This is a genomic window from Caldisericia bacterium (genome assembly GCA_030018355.1).
Taxonomy (GTDB): domain Bacteria; phylum Caldisericota; class Caldisericia; order B22-G15; family B22-G15; genus JAAYUH01.
This window is the reverse complement of record JASEFN010000006.1, coordinates 17,687-43,707: the sequence shown is the minus strand read 5'-3', so window position 1 is coordinate 43,707 and position 26,021 is coordinate 17,687. Positions and strand designations below refer to the sequence as shown.

26 protein-coding genes are annotated in these 26,021 nt (G+C 26.8%); 16 read left to right on the top strand and 10 right to left on the bottom strand.

The features are described 5' to 3' along the window. Position 1: 1 nt before the first annotated feature. The 7 genes from QMD25_06570 to xerC are packed head-to-tail and all read left to right on the top strand — an operon-like array spanning position 2 to position 4,187. Positions 2-481 (top strand): crossover junction endodeoxyribonuclease RuvC, encoded by a 480-nt coding sequence (locus QMD25_06570; GenBank protein MDI6861646.1) that lies wholly within the window; start codon positions 2-4, stop codon positions 479-481. Next, complete coding sequence (locus tag QMD25_06565) at positions 465-1,004, top strand: OB-fold domain-containing protein (GenBank protein MDI6861645.1); 540 nt, start codon at positions 465-467, stop codon at positions 1,002-1,004. Before QMD25_06570 ends, QMD25_06565 begins: the two co-directional genes overlap by 17 nt. Next, positions 997-1,968, top strand: coding sequence for a Holliday junction branch migration DNA helicase RuvB (gene ruvB, locus QMD25_06560; protein MDI6861644.1), 972 nt, complete (start codon positions 997-999; stop codon positions 1,966-1,968). Before QMD25_06565 ends, ruvB begins: the two co-directional genes overlap by 8 nt. Next, a complete protein-coding gene (locus tag QMD25_06555; GenBank protein ID MDI6861643.1) occupies positions 1,969-2,499 on the top strand; it encodes an epoxyqueuosine reductase QueH in 531 nt (176 codons plus the stop codon). It begins immediately after the preceding gene. Further along, positions 2,496-2,711, top strand: coding sequence for a DUF2905 domain-containing protein (locus QMD25_06550; GenBank protein ID MDI6861642.1), 216 nt, complete (start codon positions 2,496-2,498; stop codon positions 2,709-2,711). Before QMD25_06555 ends, QMD25_06550 begins: the two co-directional genes overlap by 4 nt. After that, positions 2,708-3,328, top strand: a complete 621-nt coding sequence (locus tag QMD25_06545; GenBank protein MDI6861641.1) for a TIGR01906 family membrane protein — start codon at positions 2,708-2,710, stop codon at positions 3,326-3,328. Before QMD25_06550 ends, QMD25_06545 begins: the two co-directional genes overlap by 4 nt. Continuing rightward, a complete protein-coding gene (gene xerC / locus QMD25_06540) occupies positions 3,309-4,187 on the top strand; it encodes a tyrosine recombinase XerC (GenBank protein ID MDI6861640.1) in 879 nt (292 codons plus the stop codon). The genes QMD25_06545 and xerC overlap by 20 nt, the downstream gene beginning before the upstream one ends. Here xerC and hflX read toward each other — a convergent pair. The 7 genes from hflX to QMD25_06505 form a co-directional block, all read right to left on the bottom strand. Next, on the bottom strand, positions 4,184-5,311 hold the full coding sequence (hflX, locus tag QMD25_06535) for a GTPase HflX (protein MDI6861639.1): 1,128 nt from the start codon (positions 5,309-5,311) through the stop codon (positions 4,184-4,186). The two genes, xerC and hflX, sit on opposite strands and share 4 nt — an antisense overlap. After that, positions 5,305-5,946, bottom strand: a complete 642-nt coding sequence (locus tag QMD25_06530) for a site-2 protease family protein (protein ID MDI6861638.1) — start codon at positions 5,944-5,946, stop codon at positions 5,305-5,307. The genes hflX and QMD25_06530 overlap by 7 nt, the downstream gene beginning before the upstream one ends. Beyond that, on the bottom strand, positions 5,940-8,528 hold the full coding sequence (locus tag QMD25_06525) for a CBS domain-containing protein (protein MDI6861637.1): 2,589 nt from the start codon (positions 8,526-8,528) through the stop codon (positions 5,940-5,942). Before QMD25_06525 ends, QMD25_06530 begins: the two co-directional genes overlap by 7 nt. Before the next feature lie 12 nt (positions 8,529-8,540). After that, entirely contained in the window at positions 8,541-10,289 is a 1,749-nt protein-coding gene (aspS, locus tag QMD25_06520) for an aspartate--tRNA ligase (GenBank protein ID MDI6861636.1), read from the bottom strand. Beyond that, on the bottom strand, positions 10,282-11,541 hold the full coding sequence (gene hisS, locus QMD25_06515; protein MDI6861635.1) for a histidine--tRNA ligase: 1,260 nt from the start codon (positions 11,539-11,541) through the stop codon (positions 10,282-10,284). Before hisS ends, aspS begins: the two co-directional genes overlap by 8 nt. Further along, positions 11,538-12,731, bottom strand: coding sequence for a tyrosine--tRNA ligase (gene tyrS / locus QMD25_06510; GenBank protein MDI6861634.1), 1,194 nt, complete (start codon positions 12,729-12,731; stop codon positions 11,538-11,540). The genes hisS and tyrS overlap by 4 nt, the downstream gene beginning before the upstream one ends. A gap of 87 nt (positions 12,732-12,818) precedes the next feature. Next, positions 12,819-13,307: a ferritin family protein gene (locus QMD25_06505; protein MDI6861633.1), complete on the bottom strand. Its 489-nt coding sequence runs from the start codon at positions 13,305-13,307 to the stop codon at positions 12,819-12,821. Between the two features lie 59 nt (positions 13,308-13,366). Here QMD25_06505 and QMD25_06500 point away from each other — a divergent pair, with 59 nt between their 5' ends. The 9 genes from QMD25_06500 (at position 13,367) to QMD25_06460 (ending at position 22,215) form a co-directional block, all read left to right on the top strand. Next, the gene (locus QMD25_06500) at positions 13,367-14,527 is read left to right on the top strand and encodes a D-alanine--D-alanine ligase family protein (protein MDI6861632.1); all 1,161 of its coding nucleotides are present in this window, start codon (positions 13,367-13,369) and stop codon (positions 14,525-14,527) included. Between the two features lie 6 nt (positions 14,528-14,533). Beyond that, a complete protein-coding gene (locus QMD25_06495; protein ID MDI6861631.1) occupies positions 14,534-15,316 on the top strand; it encodes an alpha/beta hydrolase in 783 nt (260 codons plus the stop codon). After that, positions 15,300-16,895, top strand: a complete 1,596-nt coding sequence (gene murF / locus QMD25_06490; GenBank protein MDI6861630.1) for a UDP-N-acetylmuramoyl-tripeptide--D-alanyl-D-alanine ligase — start codon at positions 15,300-15,302, stop codon at positions 16,893-16,895. The genes QMD25_06495 and murF overlap by 17 nt, the downstream gene beginning before the upstream one ends. A 95-nt stretch (positions 16,896-16,990) precedes the next feature. Beyond that, positions 16,991-18,754 carry a carbon starvation protein A gene (locus QMD25_06485; protein MDI6861629.1) on the top strand — a complete coding sequence of 588 codons (1,764 nt, stop codon included), beginning with the start codon at positions 16,991-16,993 and terminating at the stop codon, positions 18,752-18,754. A 5-nt stretch (positions 18,755-18,759) separates the two neighbouring features. Next, positions 18,760-19,038, top strand: a complete 279-nt coding sequence (locus tag QMD25_06480) for a hypothetical protein (protein ID MDI6861628.1) — start codon at positions 18,760-18,762, stop codon at positions 19,036-19,038. Between the two features lie 12 nt (positions 19,039-19,050). Continuing rightward, the gene (locus QMD25_06475; GenBank protein ID MDI6861627.1) at positions 19,051-20,013 is read left to right on the top strand and encodes an ArsA family ATPase; all 963 of its coding nucleotides are present in this window, start codon (positions 19,051-19,053) and stop codon (positions 20,011-20,013) included. Continuing rightward, positions 20,010-20,303: a hypothetical protein gene (locus QMD25_06470; GenBank protein ID MDI6861626.1), complete on the top strand. Its 294-nt coding sequence runs from the start codon at positions 20,010-20,012 to the stop codon at positions 20,301-20,303. The genes QMD25_06475 and QMD25_06470 overlap by 4 nt, the downstream gene beginning before the upstream one ends. After that, positions 20,304-20,945: a hypothetical protein gene (locus tag QMD25_06465; GenBank protein MDI6861625.1), complete on the top strand. Its 642-nt coding sequence runs from the start codon at positions 20,304-20,306 to the stop codon at positions 20,943-20,945. It begins immediately after the preceding gene. 58 nt (positions 20,946-21,003) lie between these two features. Next, positions 21,004-22,215 carry an amidohydrolase family protein gene (locus tag QMD25_06460; GenBank protein MDI6861624.1) on the top strand — a complete coding sequence of 404 codons (1,212 nt, stop codon included), beginning with the start codon at positions 21,004-21,006 and terminating at the stop codon, positions 22,213-22,215. Between the two features lie 21 nt (positions 22,216-22,236). On the opposite strand, the gene QMD25_06455 is transcribed toward QMD25_06460, so the two are convergent. From QMD25_06455 to QMD25_06445, 3 genes are read right to left on the bottom strand one after another with little or no spacing between them, the layout of a single operon-like run. Next, complete coding sequence (locus QMD25_06455; GenBank protein ID MDI6861623.1) at positions 22,237-22,863, bottom strand: V-type ATP synthase subunit D; 627 nt, start codon at positions 22,861-22,863, stop codon at positions 22,237-22,239. Then, positions 22,860-24,251, bottom strand: coding sequence for a V-type ATP synthase subunit B (locus tag QMD25_06450; GenBank protein ID MDI6861622.1), 1,392 nt, complete (start codon positions 24,249-24,251; stop codon positions 22,860-22,862). The genes QMD25_06455 and QMD25_06450 overlap by 4 nt, the downstream gene beginning before the upstream one ends. Beyond that, positions 24,252-26,021, bottom strand: a complete 1,770-nt coding sequence (locus QMD25_06445) for a V-type ATP synthase subunit A (GenBank protein MDI6861621.1) — start codon at positions 26,019-26,021, stop codon at positions 24,252-24,254. It abuts the gene before it with no gap.

Genomic DNA, 26,021 nt, shown 5'->3' with positions numbered 1-26,021 from the left:
TTTGGGAATTGATCCTGGGCTTTCTAATCTTGGATGGGCAATAATTGAAGATAAAGATCCACCAAATCTAATTGATTTTGGTTTAATAAAAACTGAAAAAGAATTAAACGAAGAAGAGAGATTATTAAAAGTTTATAACAGTTTAAAAAATATTTATAAAAACTATTATCCTACATATACAGTCATTGAAAATATCTATTTTAAAAAAAATATTAAAACTGCTATAAAAATTGGAGAAGTAAAAGGAGTAATATTATTAATTGCAGGGGAGTTTAAATCTAAAGTTTATGAATTAAATCCAAGTAATGTTAAATTATATTTTACAGGTTTTGGGGGTTCTAAAAAAAATAATATGAAAAAGATGGTTAAAATTTTGTATAACATAGAAATAAAAGAAGATGATACAGTTGATGCAATCGCACTTGCAACATCATTTATAAATTTAAAGTCTTTAAGAGAAAAAAGTGATCTCATATCTTAATGGCGAAGTTTTAAAAAGAGAAGAAGATTTTATTATTTTTTTAACAAAAGGTGGAATTGGTTTTAAAATTTTTGTTCCATATCCTGAAAAAATAAAAAATGAAATTTATACTTCTCTTTTTATATCTGAAAAGGAGATAAATCTTTATGGATTTTTAACTTTTGAGGAAGTTAATCTTTTTGAAAAATTAATAAAACTTCCTCAAGTTGGTCCAAAATCTCTCTTACAAATTTTTAAATTTTATACAATTGATGAAATATATGAAAGAATAAAAAAGGGAGAACCACTTCTTGTAAAGGGAGTAAGAAAAAAGATACTTGAAGAAATATATGAATTTTTAAGTGAAGAAATAGAGGCTTTAAAGGTAAAGGATAAAAAAACTTTGGATGCTATTAAAATTTTAATGTCTCTTGGTTTTGAAAAAGACGAAATTATTGAAGCAATAAGAAAGGTTAATTCATATGATAAAATATCTCTTGAAGATTATGTAAAAGAGATTTTAAAGGTGATAAAAAATGAGTGAAGAGTTTAGAGAATTCAATTTGAGGCCAGAATCTCTTGATGAATATATTGGTCAAGAAAAAGTAAAAGACAATCTTAAAGTTTTTCTCGATGCAGCGAAAAAAAGAGGCGAACCAATTGATCATATTTTACTTTATGGACCTCCAGGAATTGGAAAAACTACGCTTGCTTATGTAATTGCAAAAGAGATGAATAGAGATTTAAAGCAAGTTACAGGTCCATCACTTGAAAAGCCAGGAGATGTTGCAGCAATTTTAACATCTTTAAAAAAAGGTTCTATATTTTTTATTGATGAAATTCATAGAATTCCTCATTCAGTAGAAGAGACTCTTTATCCAGCAATGGAAGATTATAAACTTCACATTGTTTATGGAAAAGGGCCATCTGCAAAAACTTTAACAATAAATTTAGAACCATTTACACTAATAGGCTCTACAACAAGAGCAGGAATGTTAACATCACCGTTAAGAGAAAGATTTGGAATAGTATTAAAACTCGATTTTTATAATATTGACTCTCTTGTAAAAATTATTTTTAGAGCAGCAAAATATTTAAAAATAGACATAAAAGAAGATGATGCAATTGAAATTGCAAAAAGATCAAGAGGAACTCCTCGTGTTGCAATTAGAATTTTAAAAAGAGTTAGAGATTTTTCTGAGATAAAAAACAAAGGAATTATTGATAAAAATATTTTAATTGAGACATTTAACTCTTTAGGCATTGATGAGTTTGGTTTAACTCCGCAAGATAGAAAACTTGTAACAACTTTAATTGAAAAATTTAATGGAGGGCCAACAGGAATTGAAACTCTTTGTGCAGTTTTAAATGAAGATAAAGATACAATTGAAGATATATATGAACCATATCTTCTTCAGATTAATTTTATAGAAAGAACTCCTCGTGGAAGAGTTGCAACAGAAAATGCATATAAATATCTAACAATTAAAAAGAGGACTATGTTTTAGATGGAAAGTATATTAATTCATACATGTTGCGCACCATGTTCAATTTTAGTAATTGATAAGTTTAAAAAAGATTATGAGATTACTCTTTTTTTCTATAATCCAAATATCCATCCTTATAAAGAGTACCTTGAAAGATTAAATTCATTCAAAAGTTTTGCTGAAAATCAGAAAATAAATTATATAGTTGCAAAATATGAGTATAAAGATTATTTTATGAATATCACAAAAAATTTTGAAGATAGATGTAAATTTTGTTATCAACTAAGATTAAATCAAGCAGCAATTATTTCTAAAGAGTTGAATATTAAGAATTTTACAACAACAATGCTTTACTCGCCTTATCAAAAGCATGATATCATTAAAACTATAGGAGAATTATTAGCAAAAAATTATGATTTAAACTTTATATATTTTGATTTAAGAGAAAGATATGCTGATGGAGTTAAACTATCTAAAGATTATAATTTATATAGACAAAAATATTGTGGATGTATATTTTCGGAAATTGAAAGGTTCGGAGGTGGAAGATGATAAAAGAGTTTTCAAAAATTTTAATAATATTTGGTATTATAATTTTATTAATTGGAATAATTTCATATTTTAGTGATAAATTACCTCTATTTAAACTTCCAGGAGATATAGTTATTAGAAAAAAGAATTTAGTAATTTATATTCCTATTGTATCTATGATCCTACTTTCAATTATTTTAACAATTATTCTTAACTTAATTTTTAGAAAGTGAGAAAAGTTATTTTAATTATATTAATTCCAATAACACTTCTTCTTATTTTCACCCTAATAATTGCTTTTTCTAAAAATTATTACATGTCTGAATTTCAAAGGTATAAACCTGAAATTGAATTAAAAATTGATCCAAAATTTATTAGGTATGCTGCACAAGTTATACCTGAATATCTTATTGGAAAAAGAGAAAATCTTGAAATTCCTGGTTTTAAAAATTTTTTTAATGAAAAAGAAATAATACATATGGAAGATGTTAAAAAAATATTTAATTATGTAATATATATAACAACATTTTTTTTAATCTTAATTTTTTTATTAATTAGAAAAAATGATTTACCAAATATTTTTCTTTATTCTCTAATTCCAGTAGGCATATTAATTTTTGTTATTCTTTTATTTTCATTTGATAAATCTTTTACTTTTTTTCATAAAATATTTTTTAAAAATGAATATTGGTTACTTGATCCTGAGAAAGATAGATTAATTGTTTTATTACCAATTGAATTTTTTATTAGAGCATTTTATAGAATTATATTTTTTACTATATTAACTTTAATGTTATTATTTTCGATTTTTTATATAAAGGAGATGAAAATTGAAAGAGAAGATAAATGATTTTCTAGTTTATATGGAAAAACTTAAAAATTCTTCAAAACACACTCTTAGAGCATACAAAAGAGATTTGCTTGATTTTTATGAATTTGTTAAAAAAAATAATTTTGATTATAAAACCATATCAAGAAACTCTTTAAGGAGTTTCTTGATAGAATTAAAGGAGAAAGGGTTAGATAAAAAATCAATATCAAGAAAAATTTCTTCAATTAGAAGTTTTTATAAATTTTTACTTAAAGATGGAGTAATAGATAAAAATCCTTTAATAACATTAGAATTACCAAAAGTAGATAAAAAACTTCCAACCTTTTTAACAGAAGAAGAAGTTATGAAATTATTAAATTCACCGAATGATAAAACATTATTAGGTTTTAGAGATAAATTAATTTTAACATTTTTATATTCAACTGGAATGAGGGTTTCTGAAATTATAAGTTTAAAATTATCTCAACTTGATCTTGATAAAGGAGAGGTTATTATAACAGGAAAAGGTAAAAAAGAGAGAGTTATTTTTATAACACAAGAATTGAAAGAAATGATAAATGAATATCTTAAAAGAAGGAAAAAGAACTCAAATGTTTTATTTATTAATAGAAATGGGATGCCTTTAACAGACAAGGGAATAAGGTTAATTGTAGAAAAATATGCAAAAAAAGTTGTGCCTTATAAAAAAGTTACACCCCATACATTAAGACACACTTTTGCAACACATCTTCTTACAAATGGAGCAGATTTAAGAGTTGTTCAAGAATTATTAGGTCATTCAAAACTTTCTACAACTCAAATATATACTCATCTAACAAAAGAAAATCTCAAGAAAATTTATGAAAATTTTCATCCCCACTCAAAGGATAAAAATTAATATTTTAAAATATCTGCTCTCTCAAAAAGTTCATATCCAATTTTATCTTTAAGTTCATCTATATTTATTTTTTTTAATGCTGAAATTAATATCCCAGTTTCATCTTCTTTTTTTATTCTTTCAATTTGATATTCATTTAAAAGATCAATTTTATTATAAACATTTAAAATTTTAATCTCTTTATATAAAATTTCATCCAAAATTTCTTTAACAGAAATCATGTGTTTTTTAAAAGATGGAGATGAAGCATCAATAAGATGAATTATAAGATCTGAGTAATTTATCTCTTCAAGTGTTGATTTAAACGATGATATAAGTAAAGGTGGTAATTTTTGAATAAATCCAACAGTATCTATTACAAGAATCTCTTTATCATATTTTTTTAAATATGCTTTTCTTACTAAAGTGTCTAAGGTTGCAAATAACATATTTTCAGTATAAGTTTCTTCATTTGTTAATGCATTAAAAAGAGTCGATTTTCCAGAATTTGTATATCCAACAATTGAGACTACTGGAATTTGAGATTTCTCTCTTAATTTTCTTCTAATTTCCCTTCTTTTTTCTATTTTTTTAAGTTCTTTATTTAGATTATTTATTCTTCTCTCAATTGCTCTTCTTTTCAATTCAATAAGTTTTTCACCTCTTCCTGCTCTTATACCAACAATTCCCATTTGTTGATCTAAACTTTTACCAATTCCAATTATTGCTGGAAGTTCCATTTTTAGTCGAGCAAGTTCAACTTGAATTTTTGCTTCATTTGTTTTTGCTCTTTTCTCAAATATTTCAATTATCAAATGAGGTCTATCAAGAACATATAAATTTGTGTATTCAGAGATATTTTTAATTTGAGAATAAGATAATGTCTCATCAAAAATAAGATATTTTGCATTTTCTTTTTGTGCAATAAGTTTGATTTCTTCTAATGCTCCTTTTCCAATATAATATTTTGGATTTATCTCTCTTAATCTTTTCAAAATTTTGTAAGTAACCTTTAGTCCTAATGTTTCTGTAAGAAGTTCAAGTTCATTAAGAGTTTCTTCTGGTAAAAATTCATTAATTTCATTTTTTATAAAACCTATTAAAACTGCTCTATTTTCTTTTATTTGATTTAAAGTGTTCACCATAACAAAAAATGAGAAACTCTTATAATTAAAGGAGATAAAATTTTTCCAATTATACCAAAAAATAGTAAAACTATTAAAATAAGCGATCCATAAATTTCTAAATTTCTATTTTTTAATGCATCTTGTGGGTATTTAAAAATAATACTATAGAGTATTCTTGAACCATCAAGAGGTGGTATAGGAATCAGATTAAAAAATGCAAGAATTAAATTTATTAATACACTATATTGAACAAATATAGAAATATATGATGTTGATATTTTTGGAAATGGTAAAACAACTAATTTAAAAATAATACTAAAAATTATTGCAAGAATTATATTTGTTAAGGGTCCTGCAATTGAAACAAAAACAAGATCTCTTCTGATGTTTCTAAATCTATAAAAGTTTATTGGAACAGGCTTTGCCCAACCAAATGCAATTTTAAAATTTGAACTTAAAAGAAGTAATACAGGAAGGAGGATTGTTCCAAATAAATCAATATGTTTTGTTGGATCAAGGGTTAATCTTCCGTACTCTTTTGGAGTCTCATCTCCAAGTTTATAAGCAATATATCCATGAGCCACTTCATGAAATATAATTGCTATTATTATACTTGGTAATAAAAAAAGTATTTCTAATAAATTGTTTAACATACTTTTTCTCCTTTCATTTCTAACAATTTTTTAGCGAAATTAATTTCATCTTCATAAGTTTTAATTTTTCCTTCAAGAAGTTCTTTTCTTATATATTCAAAAATTTCTCTAAATTCAACAGATGGTTTAAAACCTAATTTTATTAAATCTTTTCCAGTTATTCTTAATTTTAAATTTTTTAAATTAAATAAATAATTTTTTACCTTATCTTCAATTTCTTTAAAATTAGAAAGATAAATCAACTCATAAATAGATAAATTCTTTAGTAGAGTATAAACTTCATAATTTGTGTTAGCATCTTTTAAATTTTCTCTTATTTCGATATAATAATTTTCATCTTTTATAAAATCTCTTTTAAGATTCCATCTCTCTATTAACTCTTTTCTATTTACATAATTTAATTCTGTTATTAATAAAAAGAAGTTTGCTTCATCTCTTTTAATCTCCTCATTTCTTTTAACTAGTTCATCTATCAATTTACTACTTTTTTCAATTAAACTTAAAGTATCTTTATTTAACTCAAGTTTTCTATGGATCATTTTAAGAACACCTAATTTCTTCATAATTTTGAGACCATTAATAACTGTATCTTTATCTCCCAATATCAAAAATAACTCATCTTTTATTCTTGTATTTCTTGCGTCTGTAAAAAGACCTGTCTTAAGGGTGCTAATTATTAAATTTTTGGTCTCTTTTTCTATTTTAAATTTTAATTTTGTTGAATATCTTATTGCTCTCATAATTCTTGAAGGATCATCAATAAAACTTAATTTATGTAAAACTCTAATTTTTTTATCTTTAAGATCTTTATATCCACCAAGAAGATCAATTAATTTCCCAAAAGAGTTTTTATTTATGGAGATTGCTAAAGTATTAATTGTAAAATCTCTTCTTAATAGATCTTCTCTTAAACTATGACTTATTTCAACTTTTGGTAAAGATGCTGGTTCTTTATAATATTCTCTTCTTGAAGATGCTATATCAATTCTTAAACCATCAGGGAAATTTATAGTGCATGTTTTAAAATCTGGGTAAATATGAATGTTTACGTTCATTTCTTTTTTTATTTCTTGAGCAAGTAAAATTGAATCACCTTCAACAACAATATCTATATCTTTTGTTTCTTTGTTTAAAAATAGATCTCTTACAAACCCACCAACAACATAGGCTCTTTCGTTTAGTTTATTCGAAAGTTCACCAATTTTTTTAAGTAATTTAATTGTTTTTTTAGATATTATTTTATTAATTAGTTTTAAAACTTTTTCTTGTTCAATTGGTGAAAAACTATCCTCATTTTTAAGATATAATCCTCTTAAAATATCACTTCTTGTTATAATTCCAACAACTTTTCCTTTAACAACAACAGATATTCTTCCGATATTTCTCTCAACCATTATTTTTTCAACTTCATCAATTGGAGTATCAGGTGATACAAAATAATATTTTTCAATCATAAAATCTTTAACTTTAAGATTTGTAAGTCCTAAAAGTTCTACTTTTGAAATTTCGCTTCTTGTTATAATTCCTATTATTTTGCCCTTTTTATTAACAACAGGTAAACCTGAATAGTTGTATCTTAACATTATATTTTTGGCTTCTTCTAAACTTGCATCTTGATCTACAGTTTTAACAGGTGAACTCATAATATCTTTTGCAAGTATTTTAATCTTTACATTCTCTTTTATAGCCCTTATCAACTTCTGATAAATTCTCGAATTTTTAATTGTATTAAAATTTGCAGACGCGGCAGTTTTATGGCCTGCTCCTCCGAAATTTTCAACTATCTTTTTTACATTTACTTCTTCGCTTCTACTTCTTCCAATTAAAACTGTTTTTTTATTCATAATTAATATTGAAAAAACTGCGTCTAGATCAAGTAATTCTAAAACTTTATGAACAAGAAAACCAACTCCTTCAGTATATTCAGGAATTTTTACTTTTGATATTCCAATTTTATATCCATTAATATTTTCAACATTTAGATTAGAAAGTATTTTTTCAAAAATTATTTTTTGTTGTTCTGTTAAATATGTTATAAGATATTTTGAGACTATCTTTAAATCAACATCATATTTAAAAATGTAATTTAAGGCTTCAATATCATAGGGCTTTGTAGTAATAAAAAGAAGGTTGCCAGTATCCTCATAAATACCTAACGCAAAGAGAGTTGCTTCAATAGATTTTATATCTATTTTCTTTTTATTTTTAAGCATATGAATCAAAATTGATGTAGTTGCGCCAACCTCTTTTGTAATTCTCTTTGCATTTAATTTAACTTCTTCATCTGGGTAGTGATGATCAATAATTAAAATATTTTTGTGATTTTGAATAAATTCTGTTAAACCAGTAACTCTCTCTGGATATTGTGTATCAACCATAATTACTCTATCTATTTTGTTTAAATCTATATCTTTGAGATTCTTTAAATTTTCAAAAAGATTTCCATATAAAGAGAAAAAAGAGTAAACAGAAGATGAAAATGAAGGTATAAGACAAATAGAATTAGGAAATATCTTCCCTGCTAATACGAGGGATGCTAAAGCATCAAAATCTGCTGTTGAATGTGTAACAATTAAATTCACAATTTAATTATATCAATTTTGATCTTCAATTTTTATTTTCAATTCTTTTAATTGTTTTTCACTTACATCAGAAGGTGCATTTGTGAGAAGGCAAGTCCCTTTTTGAGTTTTTGGAAATGGAATAACATCTCTTAAACTCTCTCCATTTACAAAAATCATAACTATTCTATCAAGTCCAAGTGCAATACCTCCATGAATAGGTGCTCCATATTTTAATGCGTTTAAAAAGAAATCAAATCTGTCTTCAACTTCTTTTTCAGAATATCCTAAAAGTTTAAAGATTTTCATTTGTAAATTAATATTATGAATTCTTATACTTCCTCCACCAATTTCAAAGCCATCCATTACAAAATCATATGCTCTTGCAAGTACTTTTGATGGATCCTTATCAAGAAGTTCTATATGTTCAGGTTTTGGAGATGTAAATGGGTGATGTCTTGAATCCCATCTATTTTCTTCTTTATTCCATTCAAAAAGAGGAAAGTCTGTAACCCATAAAAGTTTATGTATTTTCTTATTTATTAAATTGTATTTGTTGCCTAAAAAAATTCTAACTCTTCCAAGATTTGTTAAAAACTCTTCACCATCACCTATAAATAAAAGAAGCGTATCATTTTCATTGATTATTTTTCTTAACTTTATTGTCTCTTTCTCATTTATGTAATTATTGAGTGGAGAACTTATTTTTTTATCTATATTAAAAAATATTACTCCAGAAAGATCTGATTCTTTAACAATATTTTCAATTTCATCTTTTTCTTTTCTTGAAACTATTTTATCTTTTATAATAAATCCCTTAACTCTATTTCCTTTTATAACTCCCTCCCTTATTATTTTGAACTGAGATTCACTAAAGATATCTGTAAAATCTTCAATTTTTAAATCAAATCTTAAATCTGGTTTGTCGCTTCCATATAAATTAAGAGCATCATTGAAACTCATTTTAGGAATTGGAATTTCTAATTCTTCACCAAGAATTTCATTAAACAATTTCTTAAACATTCTGTCAATTAAATTCATAATATCAGATTCATCTATAAATGACATTTCTATATCAACTTGTGTAAATTCAGGTTGTCTATCGGCCCTTAAATCTTCGTCTCTGAAACATCTTGCAATTTGATAATATTTATCTATACCTGAAATCATTAAAATTTGTTTGAAAAGTTGTGGAGATTGAGGTAATGCATAAAATTTTCCAGGGTTTATTCTTGATGGAACAAGAAAATCTCTCGCACCTTCTGGTGTACTTTTTGTTAAAATTGGAGTCTCAACCTCCCAAAATCCTTCTTCATTTAAGAAATTTCTAATAAGGTTTGTTGTTTTAAATCTTATGTAAAGATTATTTTTCATCTCTTCTCTTCTAAAATCAAGAAATCTATATTTCAATCTCAAAAGTTCATTTATTTCTTCTCTTGATTCAAGATCAAAAGGAAGAGGGAGGGATTCATTTATTATTTCAATTTCGTTACACTCAACTTCTATTTTGCCAGTTTTAATTTTTTCATTAATATTTTCTTTTGGTCTTTCTCTTACAATTCCTTTAACTTTAATAACATATTCATTTCCTAATTTCTTTGCTTTTTCAAAATTGTCTTTATTTCTATTATCAACAACAATCTGAACATATCCAGTTCTATCTCTTAATTCAATAAATATTAAACTACCAAGATCTCTTATTGTTTTTACCCATCCACATAAAACAACTTCTTTTCCAATTTTCTCTTCTGTAACTTCTCCACAATAATCGGTTCTAAGCATTTTCCACCTCTTTTAAAAGATTAGTTATATCAACTATTTTTATTTTTGTTTGGGTTTCTTTTTCAAGATCCTTAAAAATTAAGAAACCATCTTTTAATTCATCACCACCATAAATAATCATAAAATTTGCATTTCTTTTTAAAGAATATGAAATAGACTCCTTTAAATTTTTAAAATTATATGGGAAGATAACATTAAATCCATCTTTTCCAAGTTCTAAATAAAAGTTGAAAGCATCTTCTAAATACTCTTTGCTTAATGGTGAAATAGAAATTATTTTTCTTTTACTATCTTCAATTAAATTTTTACTCTCTAAAACAAGAGTTAATCTTTCAACTCCAATTGCAAAACCAACTCCAGGAACTTTCTCTCCTCCAATGAAAGAAGAAAGATAATCATATCTTCCACCACCTAAAATAGAATTTTGTGCTCCAAGATCCTTTGAAATAACTTCAAAAACAGTTCTATTATAATAATCAAGACCTCTAACTAATCTGTGGTTTAATTCATAATTTATTTTTAATTCATCTAATTTTTTTAAAACTTTATCAAAGTGTTCCCTACTTTCTCCTTTTATATAATCCAAAATTTTTGGAGATTTTTCTGTTACTTTTATACATTTTTCATTTTTACAATCAAGTACACGAAGAGGATTTGTGTATAATCTTTTTTTACAATCATCACAAAGTTCGCCTTCTTTATCTTTTAAGTAGTTAATTAGAACTTTTTTATACTCTTTTCTCTCTTCAATATCTCCAATTGAATTTATTTGTATTGAAAGATCTTTTAATCCAAAATTTTCCATTGCTTTTATTGAAATATAAATTACTTCTACATCAAGATTTGGACTTTCCTCTCCCAGTGCTTCAATTCCAAAATGATAGAATTCTCTAAATCTCCCTTTTTGAGGTTTTTCATATCTAAACATTGGACCAAAATAGTATAGTTTAACAGGTTGAGGTAATTGTTTTAAATTGTTTTCAAGGTATGATCTTACAACTTGAGCAGTTCCCTCTGGTCTTAAGCAGAGTTTTCTTCCTCCTTTGTCATAAAATGTATACATCTCTTTTTGAACAATATCTGTTTCTTCTCCAACGCTTCTCTCAAAAATTTCAGAATGTTCAAAAATAGGAAGTACAATCTCTCTATAACCAAACTTTTCAACAAAATTTCTTAATTTATCTATTACTTTTTTTATTTTTTCAACTTTTTCTGGTAATATATCTGGTGCACCTTTTGGACCTTTAATCATTTTTTAACCACCTTTATAAATTTCCTTTTTCCAATTTTTATTATCTTTTCTTGATCAATTTTCAATATAAATGATGGATCATCAAACCTTTCTCCATTAACATATATTCCACCTTGTTCAAAAAGTCGCCTTCCTTCACTTTTAGATTGAATTAATTTTTTTTCTTTTAAAAACTCAAGAAGATTAATTTCATTTTCATAAACTTCATATACTTCAACTTCTTCTGGTATCTCCTTTTTACTAAAAATTTTTATAAAGTTTTCTTCTGCTTTTATTGCATCTTCTTCTGAATGATATCTTTTAACTAATTCTTTTGCTAAATTTAATTTATATTTCATTGGGTTTTCACCTAATTCCATTGCTTTTTTCATATTTTCTATTTCTTGAGGATCAATATTTGTCAAAAGTTCAAAATATTCAATAATTAAGTGATCTGGAATACTCATAATTTTTCCAAACATTTCATTTGGAGGCTCATTTATTCCAATGTAGTTATTTAAACTTTTACCCATTCTTTTTACACCATCTATTCCTCTTAGAATTGGCATTAAAATTGCAATTTGAGGTTCTTTTCCAAGTTCTTTTTGAAGTTCTCTTCCACATAAAAGATTAAATTTTTGGTCACTTCCTCCCAATTCAACATCTGCATCAATAACTATGGAATCATATGCTTGCATAACTGGATAAAGTAGTTCATGAAGATAAATTGCATTCCCTTGTTTATATCTATTAAAGAAATCGTCTCTTTCAAGAATTCTTGCAACAGTAAAATGTGATGAAAGTGAAACAATATCTTTAAGTGTTAATGGTAAAAGCCAATCACCATTATATCTTATTTCTGTTTTTTCTCTATCTAAAATTTTGAATGCTTGTTCACTATAGTACTTTGCATTTTTTTCAATTTCCTCTTGAGTTAAGAATGCTCTAGTTTTATCTCTTCCCGATGGATCTCCAATAACAGCAGTTCCATTACCAATTATTAAAATAACTTGATGACCCAAATTTTGAAAATCTCTCAATTTATTTAAAACAACAGTATGACCAAGATGAATATCTGGTGATGTTGGATCCACTCCTAATTTTACTCTTAAAGGTCTATTCTTTTTAAGTTTCTCAATTAACTCTTCTTCATTAATAATTTCAAGAGTTCCTTTTTTAATAATTCTTAATTGTTCTTCAATAGTAAACATATATATCTCTCCTCTTAAATAAATAAAAGTTATCAAAATTAGATTTTAATTAATATAATAATATTTTACAACTTTTTATTTAATTTTTTAGAGTCTTAAATCTCCTAAATTTTCCATTGTAGGTTTAGCCCAATAATCCTCTTTTTTTAACAACTCATACTCTCTTCTTAATAACTCTTCATGACTTTTTTCCATTTTAATAAGTGAATTCATAATTCTTCTATCTCTTCCATTTTTAATTTTATCTAACAAACTTGAATAAAACTTAATAGCATTCATTTCAGATTTTATAGCAATTTTTACAATATCCACTGATTTAATATCTTTTCCTAAATCTTCTTCCACACTTAAAAATTCTGGATTTTCTTTGAAACTTTCTTGAGCATTATATTCTTTATTAAAATTTTTTTTAAGTAATTTCTTTAATGACAACTCATGTTTTTCCTCTTCTTTAAAAAATTTTATTAATCTCCTTTTTGCCTTATTATCTATTACCTTTAGGGAGAGTTTATAATAAAATCTTTTAGCCTCATTTTCACTCTGAATTCCCTTTTTTAACATCTCCACAATATCCATCTTTGCCTCCTTTAATTTATTATAAACAATAATTAAATTATGTTAAAATTATTTAAGTTATGAAAAAGAGAGTTGGTCTTTTTTTTGGATCAAAATCAGTTGAACATGAAATTTCAATAATTACTGCTATGCAAGTTTATAACGCAATTGATAAATCTAAATATTCGGTAATTCCAATTTATATTTCAAAAAAGGGTGAATGGTTTACAGGCGATTCACTTTTAAAGATTGAAAGTTTTAAAAATTTATCAAATATTCCAAAAATATCACAAAAAATAAAAGGAATAAAAGTAACAAATGACAATATACTAACGCTTGAAGTTGAAGGAATAGTAAATAGAAAAATTTCAATTGATATAGCATTTAGTGTAATTCATGGAACCTATGGCGAAGATGGAAAATTGCAAGGTATATTTGAAATGTTGAATGTTCCATATGTAGGTTCTGGAGTTCTCGCTTCTTCTATCGGAATGGATAAAGTAATAATGAAAGAAATTTTTAAAGCAAATAATTTACCAATAGTAAACTATTTATGGTTTACAAGATATGAATGGGAAATAAATAAAGATGAAATTTTAAATAAAATAGAAAGTACAATTAAATATCCACTTTTTGTTAAACCTGCTAATCTAGGCTCAAGCATTGGAATTACAAGGGCAGAGAAAAGAGAAGAAATTGAATATGGAGTGGAGATTGCAAAATATTATGATTCAAAAATAATTGTTGAAGAGGGTGTTAAAAACTTAAGAGAGATAAATTGTTCTGTAATGGGAAATATTGAAGTAATACCATCTAAATTAGAAGAGGTAAAAACACCAAAAATTTTTCTTGATTATGATTCAAAATATAAACTTTTTTCAAAGGGAAGTTCAAAAACTAAATCATCTGGTCATATAATTCCTGCTGAACTAAGTGAAGATAAAACAAAAGAGATCCAAAATTTAGCAGTTAAGGCATTCAAAGCACTTGATTGTAAAGGTATAGCAAGAGTTGATTTTTTAATGGATTCTCAAACTGAAAAAGTTTATATAAATGAAATAAACACAATGCCTGGTGCACTATCTTTTTATTTATGGGAGGCATCTGGTATACCTTTTAATAAATTAATTGATAATTTAATTAATATTGCTTTTGAAGTTTTTGAAGATAAAAATAAAAATATAACTTCAATTGATACGGATGTTCTTCTTCAAAATTATAATAGTTTAAAAAGGGAATAAGAATTTATGTTTGTTAATATAGACAATTTAAATATCTATTATGAAATTCATGGTGATGGAATGCCAATTCTTTTATTTCATGGTTGGGGTGGAAATTCTTTTTCTCTTTATCCAATTGGTATGAATTTAGAAAAAGAATATAAAGTTATTTATTTTGATTTTCCAGGTTTTGGAAAAAGCGATATTCCCAAAAGACCTTTTGATGGTGAAGATTATAAAAATTTTATATTGAAATTTATAGATTTTTTAAATTTAAAAAATTATATTATTATAGGCCACTCATTTGGTGGAAGAATTGGAATAAGAATTGCAAAGGATAGAAAAGACAAGTTAAAAGCACTTATTTTGATTGATAGTGCTGGAATAAGAGATCCAAAAACTTTAAAACAAAAATTTACAGAAAAAACATTTAAATTTTTAAAAAACTTAGTAATAAAAAACTTTAAAGGTGAAAGAAGAGAGAAAATATTAAAAATATTAAGAGGAACATTTGGCTCAAAAGATTATAAAAGCGTTGATGGAGTTATGAGAGATACTCTTGTAAAGATTGTTAATGAAGATTTAACTTCTATTATGAAAGAAATCTCAACACCAACACTTATACTTTGGGGTGAAAACGATAAAGAACTTCCATTAAGACATGCGTATATAATGAATAAAAATATTAAAAATTCTAAATTGGTAATTATAAAAAATGCTGGGCATTTTCCATATCTTGATAATTTAATAAAAGTTATTTCAGAAATAAAATCTTTTTTAGGAGAAGTTATAAATGAATATAGTAAATAACATTCTTAATTTAACTCTTTTAATATTATCATTTTTTATATTTTTATTTCGAATTCTATTTTATCTTCAAGTTCTTCAAATTCTTGAGTATTTCAATATAAAATATTTAAGACATATATTGATGAGAAAAAAGCAAGAATATATTTTTGATGATGCTTTTTTAATTATTTCAATTATTTTAGTTTCTATAAATCTTTTTTTAAAATTTAACATTTTTTATTTAAAAATAATTTTAGCATTTTTATTATGTCTATCTCTTTTTTATAATATAAAACTCTATAAAAAAAGAAAAAAGTTTTCAAAAAAGGAATTAAATTTTACAAAAAGATTAATAAGAATTTTTTCTCTAAATTTAATATTTTTCTTTATAATCTCAACTTTTTTATTTATTTACAAATTAGATACAATTATAGTCTATTTTATTTTTATTACGCCCTTTACACTCGCTTTATTAAATTCAATAATTTTGCCACTTGAAATCATAATAAACAATAGATATTTCAATCATGCAATAAAAATAATTAAAGAATACAGACCTTTTATTATAGGGGTAACAGGAAGTTATGGAAAAACAAGTACAAAATATTTTATATACGAATTGATAAAAGATAAATTTAGAGCAGTAATGACCCCAGAAAGTTATAATACAGCAATGGGTATTACAAAATTCATAAGAGAAAATTTAAAAAAAGAAACTGAGATATTTATTGTGGAAATTGCTGAAAATGAAGTTGGTGGATTTAAAAGATTACTTAAATTAATCAATCCAAATATTCTTATTATAACTTCAATTGGAATTCAACATCTTGAGGAGTTTGGTTCAAAAGAGAAAATATTAAATGAGTTTAAATATCTTATTGACCATTGCATAAAAAAGGATGAATGCAAAAAATTAATTTTAAATAAAGATAATGAATTTTTAAATCAATTTAATAATGAAAAAATTATTAAAATATCTATCAATTCTAATAATTATCCATTTATTGAAATTTTAGATGAGAGTCTTTTTGGAACAAAATTTAAAATAAAAATTTTTGAGAAAGAAACAATTTTTGAAACAAAGTTAATCGGAAAAGAAACAATTAGAAATCTCTTAATTGCAATAGAGGTCTCGTTAATATTAAAAATATCAATAGATGAAGTAAAAGAAAAAGTTAAAATTTTGGAACCCTTTAAACATAGATTGAATGTTTTAAGAAAAGGAAAAGTTGTTGTGGTTGATGATGCATATAATTCAAATCCAATTGGTGCAAAAATGGCATTAGATTTAATTTCAAAATATAAAGAAGGAAGAAGAATCATAATAACACCAGGTTTTATAGAACTTGGAAAAAAAGAATATGAGGAGAACAAAAATTTTGGAAAATATATGAAAGATAAAGTTGATTATGTTTTTCTTGTTGGTGGAAAGAGAACAAAACCAATTTTAGAGGGTTTAAATGAAGTAAATTTTCCTAAAGAAAAAATATTTGTATTTAAAAACTTTTTTGAAGCAAATGATTATCTTAAAACATTTTTAAATTCATACGATCTTATTTTATTTGAGAATGATCTTCCAGAAATTTATGAAGAAATTTAATTGACAATTCAAAATTATGTAATTATAATTTATTTTGGAGGTCGAAGGGTCTTGTGTTTTTAAAAAAATTTTTTAAAAAGGAGGTAAATTAAAAAATGACTGCATTAATTGCAGTAATTGGTTTAGCGTTTTATGTGTTTTTCTACTTTATTTATGGTAAAAAGATTGAAAAAGAAGTTGTAAAAGCAGATCCTAACAGACCAACACCTGCAGTTAGATTAAGAGATAATGTTGATTATGTTCCAGCAAAACCTTGGGTTTTATATGGGCACCACTTTGCTTCAATTGCAGGTGCTGGTCCAATAACAGGACCTGCAATAGCAATGGCATGGGGTTGGCTTCCTTCTCTTCTTTGGGTTTGGTTTGGAAATCTATTTATTGGAAGTGTCCATGATTATCTTGCTTTAATGGCTTCAGTTAGATATGATGGAAAATCAATTCAATGGGTTTCTGGCAAATTAATGACTGCAAGAACTAAATACTCTTTTGAACTTTTCATTTATTTTGCACTTCTTTTAGTTATTTCTGCTTTTATGGGAGTATTTACTGGTCTTGCAACCGCAAATCCATCGATTGCAACTGCATCCATTGTATTTATATTTATAGCGATAATTGAAGGAATACTTTTATATAGAACAAAACTATCGTTTTCAGTTGCATCAATAATTGGAGTTATAATGCTTATAATTTGTCTATACATCGGATTTACATTTCCATTTGTAAAAATATCTAATGCAAAGGCATGGTATATTATTTTAACAATATATTCAGTTCTTGCCTCTTCTTTACCAGTTTGGATTCTACTTCAACCAAGAGATTATCTAAATGCATATATATTATGGGCTGGACTTATTTTAGGTTTAGTATCAGCAGTTTTTGCTTTTAGAGGATTTAATTGGCCAGCGTTTACAATATTCTCTGCAAAAACAATTGGAGGACAACCATCTCCATTCTGGCCAACAGTTCCACTGGTTATTGCTTGTGGTGCACTTTCTGGTTTCCATTCAATTGTTGCCTCTGGTACATCTTCAAAACAGTTAGATAATGAGTTATCTGGACTATTTGTTGGTTATGGAAGTATGTTTACAGAAGGTTTCCTTTCAACTCTTGTTATAACTTCAATGGCAGCCTTTGGATTCCAAGTTTTACAGGGGGTTGCTGCAAAAGTAAGTGAACTTGGAGTTGATTTAAATAAACTTATGACAGATAAGGTATATCTTGGAAATACATTTTTAAAGGCTGCTAATGCTGTTGGAGGTGCTCTTGGTGTATTTACACGTTCATTTGGTAAAATGACTACTACAATAGGTTTACCTGAAAATGTTGGAACCACATTTGCTGGTCTTTGGGTATCTGCATTTGTCTTAACAACTCTTGATACTGCAGTAAGATTAGCAAGATATGCATGGGGTGAAATTTGGGAACCAGTAAAGAAAGCAAGTGAAGGTTTCTATAATTTTATTGCAAATAAGTGGGTTGGATCAATTATAGCAGCAGGTTTAGGTCTTCTTTTAATATGGGGTGGAAGTTATACAGTTCTCTGGCCAGGTTTTGCTGGATCAAACCAACTACTTGCATCAATTGCAATGATTACTGCAGCAGTATGGGTTAAACAGGTACAAAAAGCAAAACCAGCATGGCAAATGGCAGTTTTAATTCCAGCACTATTCTTATGGATTACAGTTACTGTAGGTCTCTTCTGGTATCTTATTGTTGTTGTTCCAAAAACAACTCCTGCATTCAATAAATATATGCTTGGTGGATTTACAGTTATAATGCTTGCACTTAATCTTATTCTTGTTGCCGATTTTATTGGTGGTTGGAGAAAGGGAGCAATCCCAGAAACAGAAACAAAATAATTTAAATGAAAAGACTCTTCGACCTCATCAAAAAATTTTTTATTGGAATTGATTTAGGTTTAAGGGAGGTTTCTACCTCCCTTATAGAAAAAGAGTTAGAAGAGTTAGAAAATGTTTTTGCTCTTCTAACTATGGGAACATTTGCAGGAATTCCATCCCCTCCAACAGGTATTATTTTAAGGATATTACCATTTATGCAAAAAGAAATTTTTGTAATGATAAAAAGAAGCAAAAACCTTGATGACGCTTTTGCAGAAACAGCAGGAATGTTTGATATAGATTAAGTGGAATTATTTATGGAAATATATTTTTTCTTAGGTAAGGGAGGGGTTGGAAAAACAACAGTTTCAGCAAGTTTTGCAACAGGTAAATCAAAATACTATAAAGATAAAAAGGTTTTAATTGCCTCTCTTGATCCTGCTCATAATCTTGGTGATGCATTTAATATTGAACTTTCAAATAAAATAAAAAAGTTAACAGATAATCTTTTTGCTGTTGAAGTTGACCTTGAAAAAATGATAAAAGAGTACCTTGAAGAACTTTCAAGAAATTTAAAAAATACATATAGATATCTTACAAGTTTCAATTTAGAAAGATATTTTGATATTTTAAGATATTCTCCTGGAATAGAAGAATATGCTGTTTTGGAAGCAATTAAAAAATTTGTTGAAGATGAAAGTTATGATATTCTTGTTTTCGATACACCACCAACTGGAATAACAACAAGAGTTCTTGCATTGCCAAAATTAACTCTTCTTTGGTCAAAAAGATTGATGAATATAAGAAGAAAGATTCTTGATAGAAGAAAAATGGTTGAAAATGTTAGAGGAAAAGTTGAGGCTGTATTAGATGATGAGGTTATAACATTAACTTCAGATGAAAAAGAAGATCAAATTATGATTGAACTTGTTAAATATAGTAAAGAAATGGAAAAATTAATGAATATATTTGTAAGCGATCATACTTCAATAAATGTTGTTACAATGCCAGAGGATCTTGCTCTTTTTGAAACAAAAAGAATAATTGAAGCCCTTTCTGAATTTAGAATAAAAGTTAAAAATATTTATTTAAATAAATATTTGATATGTGAAAATCCACCTGATGTAATTAAAGGAAAAATTGAAGAACAAGAGAGAGTAATTCAAAAAATGAAGGTTGAAATAAAAGATATTAATATAAAAGAGATACCCCTTCTCTCAAAATCTCCACGAGGTATTGAAGAATTGTCTAAATTTTATGATAATTATATATTAGTATGAGAACAGTTGGTGATGAAGAGATAATTAAAAGGATTAAAAGAATTTTATCAAAAATTGAGGAACCAACAACTGGTCTTGATTTAATTACCGGAGATTATATTAAAGAGATAAAAATAGAGTTTACAAAAATTGAAATTAAATTAAAATCATTTTATCCAGATTATTTTTCACCTTCTTATATGTTTATAAAATCGTATATTTTAAATTCAATTGCTAAAAAGATAGTTGATACGCTAAATAGAGAAGGTTTTACAGAAGTTGAGGTTGTAAGTGGAAAAGAGGAGATATAGATGACACAAGCACAAATAATTTTATTAATGCTTATTTTGGGAGGTATAGCATCCCTTCAATTTTTTAAAGGAAGAAAAGTAAATACTTTAATGATGATTAAATATATAAGAGATTTTGAGGAAAGCCTTAAGCCAAAAGATAAACTTTATACTTATATAGGTGGTTATATTGGATTTAAAGCAAATTATGATATTAATGAAAATTTTATAAAAAAAATTGAATTAACTTTAACTCTTCTACCAAGACAAAGCCTACTTTATCTTCCAATTTCATATTTAACAAGAAAACATGATAGATTATATGTAGTCATAAGGTTAAATGAAAAATTTGGATATGATTCTCACATTATAAAAAAGCGTTTTTATTTTCCAGGTCCAATTATAGATAATATTGAAACTTTTAGAAAAGAAGATATAGTTTTAAATGGGAAAGAGTTTTATGCTTTATATAAAAATAGATCTGATTTAGAAAGATTAATGAAACTTGTAGAAAATTCTATTAGTATTGAAGATTTAAGACATATTGCATATACTAGAGAAACAAATGTTTTATTTTTACTTTTAAAACCAAATTTAGAAAAAACAGCAAAAGATTTAAAAAATTTAACAAAAGAACTTACAAATCTATTGAAAGTTATGTAAATTATTAAATTTAAAAATATATAAATTTTAAAAGTCAAATTTTAAAGTGGAGGTTCTAATGTATGATATCTTAATTAAAAATGCAAAATTAAGAAAAAAGAATGGCCTTTTTTCAATTGGAATTAAAGATGGAAAAATTGAAAAAATTTCAGAAAATTTAAATTTAGATGCTAAAACTACTATTGATGCAGAAGGTAAACTTGTTACAGAATCATTTGTAAATCCACATCTTCATTTATGTAAAGTTTATACCTTTTTTATGATGGAAGAAGGGGCACTAAAAGATTATCATGAAGAAAGTATGGGAAAAGCGATGACAGCAATAGAACTTGCTGCTCTTATAAAATCTAAATATAATGAAGAATGGATCTATCCAAATGTTAAAAAAGCATTAAATCATGCTGTTCGTTATGGGGTATTACATTTAAGGGGATTTGCAGATGTTGATTCGAAGGCAAAATTAGAGGGTGTCAAGGCTTTATTAAAAGCAAAAGATGTTTTTAAAGAAGTATTAAACCTTCAAGTTGTTGCTTTTCCTCAAGATGGAGTAGTTAGAGAAAAAGGCGCATATGAACTTGTTGAAGAGAGTTTAAAAATGGGTGCAGATGTTGTTGGTGGTATTCCTTGGATTGAATATACAGAAGAAGATGAAGAAGAACACATTAATAAAATGTTTGAACTAGCTAAAAAATATGATAAAGACATCTCGATGCTTGTTGATGATGCAGGTGATCCAACTCTTAAAACACTTGAAATGTTAACTTTAAAAGCAATAAAAGAAGGTTATATAGGAAGAGTTCTTGCACATCATGCAAGAGCAATGCAATTTTATCCAACTCCTTATCTTATGAAACTTATTGCTTTATTAAAAAAAGGTGAAGTTGGTATTGTTACAGATCCTCATACAGGTCCACTTCATGCTAGAGTTAGAGAAATGCTTAATGAGGGAGTTCTTGTTGTTTTAGGACAAGATGACATTTCTGATGCTTATTATCCTTACGGAAGAAATAATATGCTTGAAGTTGCGTTTTTAGTTTCTCACATTTTATGGATGACCACAAGAGATGACATGGAAAAATTATACGATATGATAACAATTGATGCTGGAAAAGCAATAGGTCTTAAAGATCACGAATTAAAAGAGGGTAACCCTGCAAATCTTGTTGTATTGAATGAAGATAATGTTCTTGAAGCATTAAGATACCATAGAGAACCAAAATATATTATAAGTAAAGGAAAATTAGTTGATACTTCAAGGTTTGAAATATAATCTAAAGGTAAATAAGGTAAATTATCTTTCTGCCTCTCCCCTTATAATTTCTTTGATTCTTGTAAGTCTTCCGTGAGTTTCTCTTTCAAGTTCATCTAGCCGCATTTTTATAAATTTTATAGTTTCTTTAAGTGAAGGTATTAATACATATTCAAGTGCATTAACTCTTCTTCTTGTTCTTTCAATATCTTTAGCGAGTTCTTCAAGAGTTTTATAAATATTTATATAATCAATTAATTTTTCAATAAAATTTTTAAAACCTTGATTTACCAAATCAAATTCTAAATTTGAAATTGTAAATGGGTAATTAAATGGATCACCTAAAATTTTAATATTAAATTCAGGAATAGTTACTCCCATAATATTTTTCTTTTCATAGGATATTGATAAATCCACTCTCTTTTTTGTTAATATTTCATATTTTTCTTTTCCAAGTTGTGAATATGATAAAATAAGAAGTTTTTGCAATCTTAAAAAATCTTCATCTAGTTCTTGAGTTTTTTCCTTGAAATTTTTTATTGCTGAAACAAACTCTTTTATCATTCCATCAAGTTTATCTTTAAGAAGTTTATGACCGCGAATCGCGACAGCAAGTCTCTTTTTTAGAGTTAAAAGAACCATTCTATTTGGATTAACTCTTAACCTCATACTTTCTCCTCTATAATAAATCTTTTGAGATATTTTTCAATATATTCTTCTCTTACTCTCTTTAATTCAGGAATTGGTATCATTGACAAAAGTTTCCATCCAATATCTAAAGTTTGTTCAATTGATCTATTTTCATATTCACCTTGATTTACAAACTCTCTTTCAAATCTATCTGCAAATTTTACAAAAATTCTATCAACTGGTGATAGTGCGGTTTCGCCTAAAATTTTTGCTAACTCTTCAGCATTTTTTCCTCTTGAATATGCAGCATATAATTGATTCATTAAATCTGAATGATCTTCCCTTGTTTTATCTTTTCCAATACCTCTATCTTTTAATCTTGAAAGTGAAGGTCTAACATCGATTGGTGGGTAAATTCCCTTTTTATATAATTCTCTTGATAAAAATATCTGACCTTCTGTAATATAACCAGTTAAATCAGGGATTGGATGTGTTTTATCATCTTCAGGCATACTTACAACAGGAATTTGGGTTATTGATCCTTTTTTCCCTTTAATTCTTCCTGCTCTTTCATAAATTGTCGCTAGATCAGTATACATATAGCCAGGATAACCCCTTCTACCAGGAACCTCTTTTCTTGCTGCAGATATTTCTCTTAATGCTTCACAATAGTTTGTCATATCTGTTAAAATAACCAATACATGCATATCAAGATCAAAAGCAAGATATTCTGCAACTGTAAGTGCAGTTCTTGGTAATGCTATTCTTTCAATAACAGGGTTATTTGCTAAATTTATAAAAAGAACCGATTTATTTATTGCTCCAGTTTCTTTAAGATCATTTATAAAGAAATTTGCTTCTTCAAAAGTAATACCCATTGCAGCAAAAACAACTGCAAATTGTTCTCCTGTTTTTAAAACTTTTGATTGTCTTGTAATTTGCGCAGCGAGACGAGGGTGAGGAAGTCCACTTCCCGAAAAAATTGGCAATTTTTGTCCTCTTACAAGAGTATTTAATCCATCAATTGCTGATATCCCTGTTTGAATAAATTCATTTGGATAATCTCTTGAATATGGATTTATAGGACTTCCATTTATATCTCTTAAATCCTCAGGAATAATTTTTGGTCCATCATCAATTGGTTCACCAAATCCATTAAAAATTCTACCAAGAACATTTTTTGAAACTGGAACTTCTAAACCTTTTCCAGTAAATTTAACTCTTGCTTCTTTTGGATCTATTCCAATTGATGGCTCATAAAGTTCGATAAGTGCTTTATCTTCCTCTGCAACCATAACCTGCCCTCTTCTCTTTTCACCGCTTTTAAGTGTAATTTCCACCAGTTCACCATATTTAACACCTGATACATCTTGAACAACCATTAATGGTCCAGCAATTTCTTTTGTTGTTAAATATTCTTTAGCCATTTATTTCACTTCCTCCTTCAAGTTCATTATCTCTTTAAAACCATTTTCAATCTTTTTAAAAAGTTCGTCAAAAAGTTCTAATTTTTTCTCATCAATATATTTTGCTCTTGCAATATCTACTCTAATAGGAAGATTTATTATTTTTTCAAGATCTACTCCTTCTCCAAGCGATATATTTCCAAGTTCATAAAACTTTAGAATTGCTTTTAACATCAGATATTGTTTATACAAAGATGTAAATGTGTCTATTTCATGGTAAGCATTTTGATGTAAAAAATCTTCTCTTATTGATTTTGCAGTTTCAAGAACTAATCTATCTTTTGGTGACAATGCATCTATTCCAACTAATCTCACTATTTCTTCAAGTTCAGCCTCTTTTTCAAGAATTTCCATTGCTTTCTCTCTTAATTTTGGAAATTCTTCACTTATATTTTTTCTGTAATAAGGATCTAAATCAATTGTATATAGTGAGTAACTTGTTAACCAATTTATTGCAGGAAAATGTCTTTGAGATGCCAAAGCATCGTCAAGTCCCCAGAAAACTTTTGTGACTCTTAAAGTTGATTGAACAACAGGATCTGAAAGATCGCCACCAGGTGGAGAAACTGCACCAATTACACTGAGTGTTGAAATTCTTGAATCTTTCCCAAGACAAACTACTTTTCCTGCCCTTTCATAAAATGATGCAATTCTTGAGGCAAGATATGCAGGATAACCTTCCTCTCCTGGCATTTCCTCTAATCTTCCAGAAATTTCTCTCATTGCTTCAGCCCATCTTGATGTTGAATCAGCCATAAGAGCAACATCATATCCTTGATCTCTAAAGTATTCTGCAATTGTTATCCCTGTAAAAACAGATGCTTCTCTTGCAGCAACTGGCATGTTAGAAGTGTTTGCAATAAGTATTGTTCTTTTCATAAGTGGATATCCTGTTCTTGGGTCTTTAAGTTCAGGAAATTCAATTAAAACTTCTGTCATTTCATTTCCTCTTTCACCGCATCCAACATAAACAATTATATCTGCATCAGACCATTTTGCGAGTTGATGTTGAGTTACTGTTTTTCCAGAACCAAATGGCCCAGGAATACAGGCGGTGCCACCTTTTGCTATGGGAAAGAACCCATCTATAACTCTTTGACCTGTTATTAATGGAATATCTGGAGGTAATTTCTTTTTAAATGGTCTTTGAATTCTCACGGGCCAACGAGAGAGCATCTTAATTTCAATTTCTTTTCCATCATTATCAAGAATCACTACTGGGTCTTCAACTTTCTTTTTTCCACTATACACTTTTTTAACTTTCCCTTTAATTCCAATAGGAACTAAAATTTTATGTTTAACTATCTCTGTTTCTTGAACTACTCCAACTATATCACCCTCTTCAACAAAATCTCCTTCTTTAACAATTGGTTCAAAATCCCACTCTTTATCTCTTGAAATAGAATGCTCTTTAACTCCTCTTACAATATATGACCCATATTTTGAACTTATTATATCAAGAGGCCTCTGAACACCATCAAAAATTGACCCAATTAAACCAGGACCTAATTCTACAGAAAGAGGTTCACCTGTTGTTTCAACTTCTTCTCCAGGACCTATACCGCTTGTTTCTTCATATACTTGTATAAAAGAAAGATCCTCTCTAATTTGTATTATTTCACCAAGAAGACCAAGTTTTCCTACATAAACAACATCATACATTTTTGCATTTTTAAGTCCTCTTGCAACAACAAGAGGACCTGATACCTTTGTAATTATTCCTTTTTCCAT